Origin of the sequence: Paracoccus marinaquae, from assembly GCF_018860165.1 — a bacterium.
GTDB lineage: Bacteria > Pseudomonadota > Alphaproteobacteria > Rhodobacterales > Rhodobacteraceae > Paracoccus > Paracoccus marinaquae.
Genome location: NZ_JAHKNG010000072.1, coordinates 1 through 8373 on the forward strand (window position 1 = coordinate 1; position 8373 = coordinate 8373).

The 8373-nt window shown below is 68.4% G+C and carries 11 protein-coding genes and 3 pseudogenes; 12 read left to right on the forward strand and 2 right to left on the reverse strand.

Annotated features, from left to right (window positions below):
- Nucleotides 1-112 precede the first annotated feature (112 nt).
- The 3 genes and pseudogenes from KNW02_RS19560 to KNW02_RS19570 form a co-directional block, all read left to right on the forward strand.
- Nucleotides 113-814, forward strand: a pseudogene (locus KNW02_RS19560) (phage tail tube protein); the annotation flags it as partial.
- A gap of 2 nt (nt 815-816) precedes the next feature.
- Nucleotides 817-1254 carry a hypothetical protein gene (locus KNW02_RS19565; RefSeq protein ID WP_216034873.1) on the forward strand — a complete coding sequence of 146 codons (438 nt, stop codon included), beginning with the start codon at nt 817-819 and terminating at the stop codon, nt 1252-1254.
- Nucleotides 1251-1496, forward strand: coding sequence for a DUF7697 family protein (locus KNW02_RS19570; protein WP_216034874.1), 246 nt, complete (start codon nt 1251-1253; stop codon nt 1494-1496). The genes KNW02_RS19565 and KNW02_RS19570 overlap by 4 nt, the downstream gene beginning before the upstream one ends.
- Here KNW02_RS19570 and KNW02_RS19575 read toward each other — a convergent pair.
- Both KNW02_RS19575 and KNW02_RS19580 read right to left on the reverse strand, forming a co-directional pair.
- The gene (locus KNW02_RS19575; RefSeq protein WP_150288330.1) at nt 1486-1866 is read right to left on the reverse strand and encodes a type II toxin-antitoxin system VapC family toxin; all 381 of its coding nucleotides are present in this window, start codon (nt 1864-1866) and stop codon (nt 1486-1488) included. The two genes, KNW02_RS19570 and KNW02_RS19575, sit on opposite strands and share 11 nt — an antisense overlap.
- Complete coding sequence (locus KNW02_RS19580) at nt 1866-2078, reverse strand: AbrB/MazE/SpoVT family DNA-binding domain-containing protein (protein ID WP_036179405.1); 213 nt, start codon at nt 2076-2078, stop codon at nt 1866-1868. The genes KNW02_RS19575 and KNW02_RS19580 overlap by 1 nt, the downstream gene beginning before the upstream one ends.
- A gap of 70 nt (nt 2079-2148) precedes the next feature.
- On the opposite strand from KNW02_RS19580, the gene KNW02_RS19585 reads away from it, so the two are divergent.
- The 9 genes and pseudogenes from KNW02_RS19585 to KNW02_RS19625 form a co-directional block, all read left to right on the forward strand.
- The gene (locus KNW02_RS19585; RefSeq protein WP_216034875.1) at nt 2149-4566 is read left to right on the forward strand and encodes a phage tail tape measure C-terminal domain-containing protein; all 2418 of its coding nucleotides are present in this window, start codon (nt 2149-2151) and stop codon (nt 4564-4566) included.
- Nucleotides 4567-4627: 61 nt separating this feature from the next.
- Complete coding sequence (locus KNW02_RS19590; RefSeq protein WP_216034876.1) at nt 4628-5254, forward strand: DUF2460 domain-containing protein; 627 nt, start codon at nt 4628-4630, stop codon at nt 5252-5254.
- Complete coding sequence (locus KNW02_RS19595) at nt 5251-5601, forward strand: hypothetical protein (protein ID WP_216034877.1); 351 nt, start codon at nt 5251-5253, stop codon at nt 5599-5601. The genes KNW02_RS19590 and KNW02_RS19595 overlap by 4 nt, the downstream gene beginning before the upstream one ends.
- A gap of 128 nt (nt 5602-5729) precedes the next feature.
- A complete protein-coding gene (locus KNW02_RS19600; RefSeq protein WP_216034878.1) occupies nt 5730-6392 on the forward strand; it encodes a lysozyme in 663 nt (220 codons plus the stop codon).
- Between the two features lie 5 nt (nt 6393-6397).
- The gene (locus KNW02_RS19605) at nt 6398-6628 is read left to right on the forward strand and encodes a hypothetical protein (protein ID WP_216034879.1); all 231 of its coding nucleotides are present in this window, start codon (nt 6398-6400) and stop codon (nt 6626-6628) included.
- An 86-nt stretch (nt 6629-6714) separates the two neighbouring features.
- Nucleotides 6715-6945, forward strand: a complete 231-nt coding sequence (locus KNW02_RS19610; RefSeq protein ID WP_216034880.1) for a hypothetical protein — start codon at nt 6715-6717, stop codon at nt 6943-6945.
- A 126-nt stretch (nt 6946-7071) separates the two neighbouring features.
- Nucleotides 7072-7248: pseudogene (locus tag KNW02_RS19615) on the forward strand (baseplate hub domain-containing protein); the annotation flags it as partial.
- 174 nt (nt 7249-7422) lie between these two features.
- Nucleotides 7423-7998, forward strand: a pseudogene (locus KNW02_RS19620) (Mu transposase domain-containing protein); the annotation flags it as partial.
- Nucleotides 7988-8373 (forward strand): ATP-binding protein (locus KNW02_RS19625; RefSeq protein WP_216034881.1); only part of this gene is annotated, 386 nt, incomplete at its 3' end. The pseudogene KNW02_RS19620 and the gene KNW02_RS19625, both read left to right, overlap by 11 nt.

The following is an 8373-nucleotide window of genomic DNA, read 5'->3' on the forward strand; positions in this document are numbered from 1 at the left end:
GAGACGGCGAAAAAGAAACGAAAGGAGACATCTGCATTGACGCCAACATGACGCGCAGAACATAACAACCGGGTGGGTCAGATCTCGGTGACAATGCCGGGTCAATTCTCAGTGGCAATCAACAGCCTTCGGCGCAGCGACGACCACCGGTGTGGAAGCGCCCTACACCCACGAGTTCCAGTCGGGGTCCTGGACGCTGCCCAGCATGTCGATCGAGACCGGCATGCCGGAGGTGCCGCGCTACGCGATGTATTCCGGCTGCGTGCTCGACCAGATCACCTGGCAGATGCAGCGCTCCGGCCTGCTGACCGCCACGGCGCGGCTGGTGGCGCAGGGCGAGACGGTGGGAATGACCACCAGCGCCGGGACACCGGCGGCGCTGGACCTGAAGCGCTTCGGGCATTTCAACGGGGCGATTACCCGGAACGGCACCGCCCTCGGCAACGTGGTCTCGGCCGAGATCACCTATGCCAACAACCTCGACCGGATCGAGACCATCCGCTCGGACGGGCGCATCGACGGTGCGGATCCGTCCATCGCCGCGCTCACGGGTCGGATCGAGGTGCGGTTCGCTGACCAGACGCTGGTGACGCAGGCGATCAATGGCGAAGCGTGCGAGATGGAGTTCGCCTACGTCCTGCCCTCGGGCGAGAGCTTCACCTTCACCGTGCACGCCGTCTACCTGCCGCGCCCGCGCATCGAGATTTCCGGGCCGCAGGGCGTGCAGGCCACCTTCGACTGGCAGGCCGCGCGCGACAGCGTCGTCGGCCGGATGTGCACCGCAACCCTGATCAATGACATAGAGGTGTATTGAGGATGTTGACGCTCGACCTGACCAACGCGCCGCGCTGGCATGACCTCGCCCCCGGCGTCCGGGTGCAGCTCCGCCCGCTGACCACCGCGCTGATGGTGGCGACGCGCAGCGACCCGGCCGTGGACGCCGTGCCCGAGGAGGCGTCGGACGAGGAGCGCGCGGTCGCCTTCGCCAAGGCTCTCGCGCGGCGGGCCGTGCTCGCCTGGGAGGGAATCGGCGATGCCGATGGCGATCCCATCGATCCGAGCCCGGAGGCCATCGACGCGCTGCTCGATTTCTGGCCGATCTTCGAGGCGTTCCAGCTGACCTATGTCTCGACGGGCCTGCTGCTGGAACAGGAAAAAAACGCCTCCGCGCCCTCGCCGAATGGTCCTTCGGCGGGGGCGAGCGATACTGCGACGCCTGCACGCAAGCCTGCCCGGACTGCCCGGCGCGGGTGAACCGGCCCCTGACGCATGAAGGCTGGCAGGTCTGGAACCTGGTTGGTCGTCTCGGCGGCCAACTGCGCGTCCTGCCTGGGGCGGTGATCGGCTGGGATATGTCGGCGGCGCTGGCGCTCGGCGACGCCCTCGGCGTGCCGCCGCTCGCCATGGCCGAACTGCTGCCCGTCATCGAAGCGGTGATGGTCCGGAAGCTGAACGAGGAGCTGAGCGCGAATGGTGGCCCGGGGGTCAGGCCTTGATCTTCTCGATCAGCGTGACGCCGGGCAGTCCCTCGAAATGTGCGTCGCAGGTCAGGAGCATCGCGCCCTGTGCGCGGGCAGTTGCGAAGATGATCGCGTCGGCGGTCGCAAGCTTGTGCTCGCGGCACGACTCCGCCGCCGCCAGCGCGATCTCGGTGTCGAGCGGCACCACATGGCAGACCTGCGTGAAGGCGATTACCTGATCCGCCTTGTCCTCGCCGACCTCGCGTGTCAGCCATTTCGCCAGCTCGAGCTGGACCATGGTCGGGACGAGCCAGTCGGCCTGTTCGGGCAGATGTTCGGACAGCTTCTCGCCGGTCGGCGAACCGACGAGCCACTCGATCCACGCCGACGTGTCGACGAGGATCATCAGAACCGATCCGTCCGGTCGCGATAATCGGTGGCGGACGCCCCTCGCGCGAGCCCCTTCAGCGCCTCCCGCTTGGGCACCGGCACAAGCAGAACGCCCGTGCCTTTCGGGATGAAGGCGAAGGTCAGCCCGGCCTCCCAGTGCTGGGCGGCCCGGATCGCCTTGGGAATCGAGATCTGGAACTTCGAGGACAGGGTCGCGGTCTCGGCCATGGTCATACCTTCACTTGATCGATAGCATAAACGTAAGACGCCCATGCGGCGAAAGCAAGGAGTCTGACCGATGGCCGAGAAACGCGTCAGCGTCCGCCTCGCGGCCGTGGGCGGACGGCAGGTGCGCGCCGAGCTCGAAGGCGTGGGCGAAGCGGGGGCCCGCGGCTTCGGACGACTGAGCCGCGAGATGGAAGCGGCGAACGCCCGGCTTGCGGCCTTCTCGCGGCGGGTGCGCGTGGCCGCTGCTGCCGCCGTGGCAGCTGCCGCCGCCGCTGGCGTGGCGATGATCCGGTCCGGTCTGCAGACCGTCGATGCGCAGGCCAAGCTCGCGCAGTCGCTCGGCACTACCGTCGCCTCAATCCAGACGCTGGAGCGGGCGGGCGAGCTGGCGGGCGTCTCGATGTCCGGCATCGAGCAGGCCACCAAGGATCTGACGCGTCGTCTCAGCCAGGCCGCGGCCGGGACCGGCCCCGCCGCCGACGCGCTGGACCGTCTGGGCCTTTCCGCCAACGAGCTGATCGCCCTGCCGCTGGACCAGCGCGTCGGCGCGATCAACGCGGCCATCGAGCGCTTCGTGCCTGCCGCTGAACGCGCTGCCGTCGCGGGCCAGCTCTTCGGTGAGGAAGGCTCCATCGCCATGTCGCGCATCGACACCGCGACGCTACGCCAGGCGACTGAGGACGTCCTCGCTTTCGGGGTCGTCGTCTCCGAACAGGATGCCGACCAGATCGAGCGCACGAACGACGCCATCTCCCGGCTTGGGCTGATCTGGCGCGGGCTGTCGAACCAGCTGGCCGTCGCCGCCGCGCCTGCGTTGGAAGCCGTCGCCAACGCCATGGCGGCGGTGGCCAGCCGGACCGGCCCGCTCGGCATCGCCATTCGCGGTCTCTTCGACAACATCGGCCGCCTGACGACCTATGGCGCCACCTTCGCGGCGTTCCTCGCGGGCCGCTGGGTCGCCGGCATGGCCGCTGCTGCCCTTTCCGTCCGTGGCCTCGCTACGGCGCTCGTCGTCCTGCGCGGCGCGCTCATCCGCACCGGCATCGGGGCGCTCATCGTCGGCGCGGGCGAGCTGGTCTATCAGTTTACCCGCCTCGTCTCCGGCGCGGGCGGCTTCGGCGAAGCGATGTCGCTCCTAAAGGACCTCGCGGTCGAAGTCTGGGAGCGGATCAGGATGGGCGCGGCGGCGGCGGGCGCTGCCGCCACGGCGATGTTCTTCGACCTGAAGGCCGATGCGGCCTCGGGAATGCAGAGCGCCATCGAGAGCGTCGTCGGTTTCGGCAACACGGCGTCAAACACGTTCGAAGGCGCCTACGAGGCGATCAAGACGATCTGGGGCCTGCTGCCCGCCGCCATCGGCGATCTGGCTTTCCAGGCGGCGAACAGCCTGGTCGACGGCGTCGAGGCGATGCTGAACGGCGTGGTGTCGCGCATCAACGGCTTCATCGGCGGCATCAACCAGGGGCTCGAAGCGCTGGGGTCGGAGCGCCGCATCACGCTGGTGCCGGACCTCGACCTCGGCGAGATCGAGAACCGCTTCGAGGGCGCGGCGACGGCAGCGACCACCGCCGCGCAAACGGCGTTCGACCGGGCATTCGAGGACAATCCGCTCACCGCACCCGATCTCGGTCTGACCGAGGCGGCCGCTCGGGCGCTCGAGTCCGCGAACATCTACCGTGGAGCGGCGCGTGATCTGGCCGAGGGCACCCGCGCCCCTCTGGAAAGCTGGCAGGCGCTGCGCGATGCGGTGCGCGGCACCGACGAGGCCAGTGCCGATGCGCTGACCGAGGCCACGAGCGCGGCCGAGCGGCTGGAGACGGCGCTTGGTGAAGCCGGGCGCGCTGCAACAGATGCAGGCGCGGCGGCCGGAGCAGCCGCCGCTGCGGCGGAGCCCGACACCGAGGCGGCCGTCACCGGCTGGCAGGCGGTCACGGCGGCACTCTCCGACTACGCCAGCAAGGCCCGCGAAATCGGCGGCGACATCGGCCAGAGCCTCGTCGGCGCCTTCCAGTCCGCCGAGAACGCGGTGGGCCAGTTCGTGAAGACCGGCAAGCTGAACTTCCGCGATCTGGTCACCTCGCTGCTCGCCGATCTCGCCCAGCTGGCGGCGCGGCGGTTCATCCTCGGGCCGATCGCCAATGCGCTCTCCGGCGTGTTCTCCGGCGCAGGCGGGATCTTCGCCAACGTCCTGCATGCAGGCGGGATGGTCGGATCGGCCGGGCCCTCACGCTTGGTCCCGGCCATGGCTTTCGCCGCCGCCCCGCGAATGCATTCAGGCGGCATGGCGGGGCTACGCCATGACGAGGTGCCCGCGATCCTCCAGCGCGGTGAGCGGGTGCTGTCGCGGCGCGAGGCGCAGAGCTACGGCGCTGGCGGCGGGGTCAACGTCACCATCATGGCGCGTGACGCCGAGAGCTTCCGGCAGTCCCGCACGCAGGTCGCGGCGGACATCGCCCGTGCCGTCTCGCTCGGGCGGAGGGGCATGTGAGTGCGACCCCGCAAGTGGGAACCGGTTGCGGGGGCCAGAGCACGAACGAGGGAGAAACTTGATGGCGTTTCACGAGGTCCGGTTTCCTGACAACATCAGTCGCGGCGCGCGCGGCGGGCCCGAAAGACGCACACAGATCGTCGAGCTCGCCTCGGGCGACGAAGAACGCAACGCCAGCTGGGCCAATTCGCGCCGCCGCTACGATGTGGCCTACGGCATCCGCCGCGCCGACGATTTGGCGGCAGTCGTCGCCTTCTTCGAGGCGCGCAACGGTCGCCTGCACGGCTTCCGCTTCAAGGACTGGGGCGACCACAAGTCCTGCCTGCCTTCGGGCACGCCGTCGCCCACCGACCAGGCGATCGGCACCGGCGATGGCGCGACGACCGCCTTCCAGCTGGTGAAGCGCTACGCCTCGGGCGCGCAATCCTGGGCGCGCGCCATCGCGAAGCCGGTGGCGGGCAGCTTGCGGATCGCGCTGTCGGGCGTCGAGCAGCCCTCCGGCTGGTCGCTCGACACCGCCACCGGCGTGGTCACCTTCGGCACCGGGCCGGCCGCTGGCGTCGCGATCACCGCGGGCTTCGAGTTCGACGTGCCGGTCCGCTTCGACACCGACGTGCTCGACGTGACGCTCGATCTCGAGCGGCTCGGCTCGATCACCTCCATTCCGCTTCTGGAACTGCGCCGATGAACGACGAATCCCGCTTTATTGCTGCGGTTCTGAAAGAACTCGCCACGTCCACGGCGGTGATCCTCGCCGCCTGGGGCGCGCTCGGCGGCGCGACGAACGCGCTGACCACGAAGATGCGGCTGCGCGATGCGCTGCGCCACATCCTGCTTGGCGGGCTGATCGCGGCCGGGATGGGCAGCCTCTCCATGGCCGTGATCACCGCCTGGCTCAGCCTGCCGCCTGAGGCGATCCCCGCAGGCGGGGCGGCAGGCTCGGCCGCCTATCTCGTCGGTGTCTTCGGCCCGGCCTTCATCGAGATGCTGCTCGCCCGCCTTCGCCGCGCCAACGAAGGCGGCGGCGATGAATGACCTTCTCCGCCTCGCGCGCTCCCTCCGCTGCGACCCCGCCGACCCTCGGCAGGCCTTCGCTCACCGCCTGCGTATCGGTCTCGTTGTCGCGGCGCTGATCCTGATCCTCTCGCTTCTGAGGTAATCCCATGCACATGACCGACCGGGGCCTCCTGGCCCTCGTCCGGCACGAAGGCATCGTGCCCGGACCCTATCTCGATGTGAAACAGGTCTGGACCTTCGGCATCGGCCACACGGCCGCGGCCGGGCCGCCCGATCCGGCGACCATGGCCCGCGGCATGACCGCCGATCTCGACGCCGGGATCCGCGAGGCGTTCCGGGTCTTCCGGACCGACCTCGCGCGCTACGAGGCCGCCGTGATGCGCGCGGTGAAGGTGCCGCTGGCGCCGCACGAGTTCGATGCGCTGGTCAGCTTCCACTATAACACTGGCGGCATCGCCAAGGCCGCGCTGACCCGACATCTCAATGCCGGAAATCGCGTTGCAGCTGCCAACGCGTTTCTGAACTGGCGGCGACCGGCCTCGATCATTCCGCGCCGGGAGTCCGAGCGCGACCTGTTCCGCCATGGCCGCTATCCCGGCGGAACCATCCCGGTCTGGTCCGTGGATCGCGCGGGCCGCGTGGACTTCTCGCGGCCGATCCGTCGCCTGACCGAGGATGAGGCTCTGGTCTTGGTTCGCGGGCCGTCGCCGCTGCCGAGGCCACGGGTCCTCGATCCTGCGCCCGACGCGCCGACCGGCTGGCTCGCCCGGCTGGCCGCCTTCTTCTCCACTCTGATCCGGAGGGCCTGATCCCAATGCGCTACGTTCGCCCCAACTCGCTCACCTGGTGGGCGGGACTGCTCGCCATGCTCACCGGCATCGCGTCGATGACGCTGCCCGCGACTGGCTCGCTCGGTGAGCTCGCCCGGCTCGTCGCACTGCTCGCTGGCAGCGGCGACGCCTCGCCCGCGGGGCTGATGTTCCTCGGGCTCGGCCTCATCGGCCTGCGTGACCGGATTGAGCGCGGATTCCGCGGCGATGCTTGAGTTCCTCGCAGGTGTGGTCGTGGGCGGCTGCCTCGGCGTCTTCGTCGCAGCCCTCTGCGTCGCCGCCGCGCGGGGGGAGCGGGACGATGGCTGATTTCCTGATCTGGCTGATCGCGGCTCTGGGCGCCGTCGGGGGCGTCGTCCTCGGCCGGGTCTGGGGGCGTGCGGAAGGGGAACGCGCGGGCAAACGGGAGGCGGAACGTGATGCCATCGAAGACAAGAACAAGCGCGTCGAGCGCGGGCGCGACGCGGTTCGCGACGGCCGCGGCGCTGGCGATCCTGCTGACCGGCTGCGCCGCAACGATGGGCGCTGGTGACGCCGGCTGTGCCTCCTATGCCGAGGCGCGGCTCGCCCGGCCGAATCCCAACACTGTCGCCGCCGTGCCGCCGGACTGGGCGAACTGGATCGCCGATCTCGACGACCGAATGACGGGAACCTGCCGATGAAATCCCTCTCGCCAGCCCTGCAGGCCCATCTCGACGAGGGCACGACCACACTCGCCTGGTGCTGGCGGATCACCCGAGCCGATGGCGTCACCTTCGGCTTCACCGACCATGACCGGACGCTCGGCTTCGATGGGACCGACTTCGAGCCTGAGAGCGTGTTGATTGCCACTGAGAATTGACCCGGCAACCGCCAAAATTGTCATTGAGAATTGACCCATGTGCAACCCTGCCTCGGCTTGAAGCAGCTGGAGGCATACGGAGTGATCGACATGGGATTTTTGAAGGTTATCAGGAAGTGGGCGCTGCGGGACAAGATGCCCATTCGCGAGATCGCGCGGCGCACGGGCATTTCGCCGACCTGCCTGATCAGCTTTGATCGCACCCGTTATTCTGTGCCCGCCAGCTTTGCGAACCGCCCCGTCAGCCTGCGCATTTACCCTGAGCGGCTAGTGGTCGTCGCAGAGGGGCACGTGATTTGCACGCATGAGCGCATCATCGACCGGTCGCACCGCCAACTGGGGCGCGTTGTCTATGACTGGCGCCATTATCTGGCGGTGGTGCAGCGCAAACCTGGGGCGCTGCGCAATGGCGCCCCCTTCGTGGAAATGCCCGAACCCTTCCGCATGTTACAGGCGAAGATGCTGCGCCAGCCTGGCGGGGACCGCGAAATGGTCGATATCCTGTCCTTGGTGCTGCACCATGATGAGCAAGCCGTGCTGTGCGCCGTGGAATTGGCACTGGAGGCGGGCGTGCCGACCAAGACCCATGTGCTGAACCTGCTCCATAGGCTGCTCGATGGCAAACCGACCGACCAGCCAGACGTGAACCCTCCAGCGGCATTGTCGCTCAGCAAGGAACCCGAGGCCAATGTCGCGCGCTATGATGGGCTGCGCACCCAGCAAGGAACCCGTCATGCGTCATGATCCCGCGGGCGCTGCGCTGATCATCATGCTGCGCAGCCTGAAGATGCCGGGCATGGCGCAGGCTGTGCAGGATCTGCATGAACAAGGCTCACCCGCATTTGAAGCTGCCATGCCGATCCTGTCGCAGCTGCTCAAGGCTGAAATGGCCGAGCGTGAGGTGCGCTCGATCGCGTATCACATGAAGGCTGCTCGCTTCCCGGCATACAAGGATTTGTCCGCCTTCGACTTCGCGGCCAGTGAAATGCGTGAAGCTCTGGTCCGCCAACTTCATCGATGCGAGTTCCTTGACGCTGCCGAAAATGTGGTCCTGATCGGCGGCCCGGGTACGGGGAAATCCCATGTTGCAACGGCCCTCGGCATCCAGGCCATCGAGCA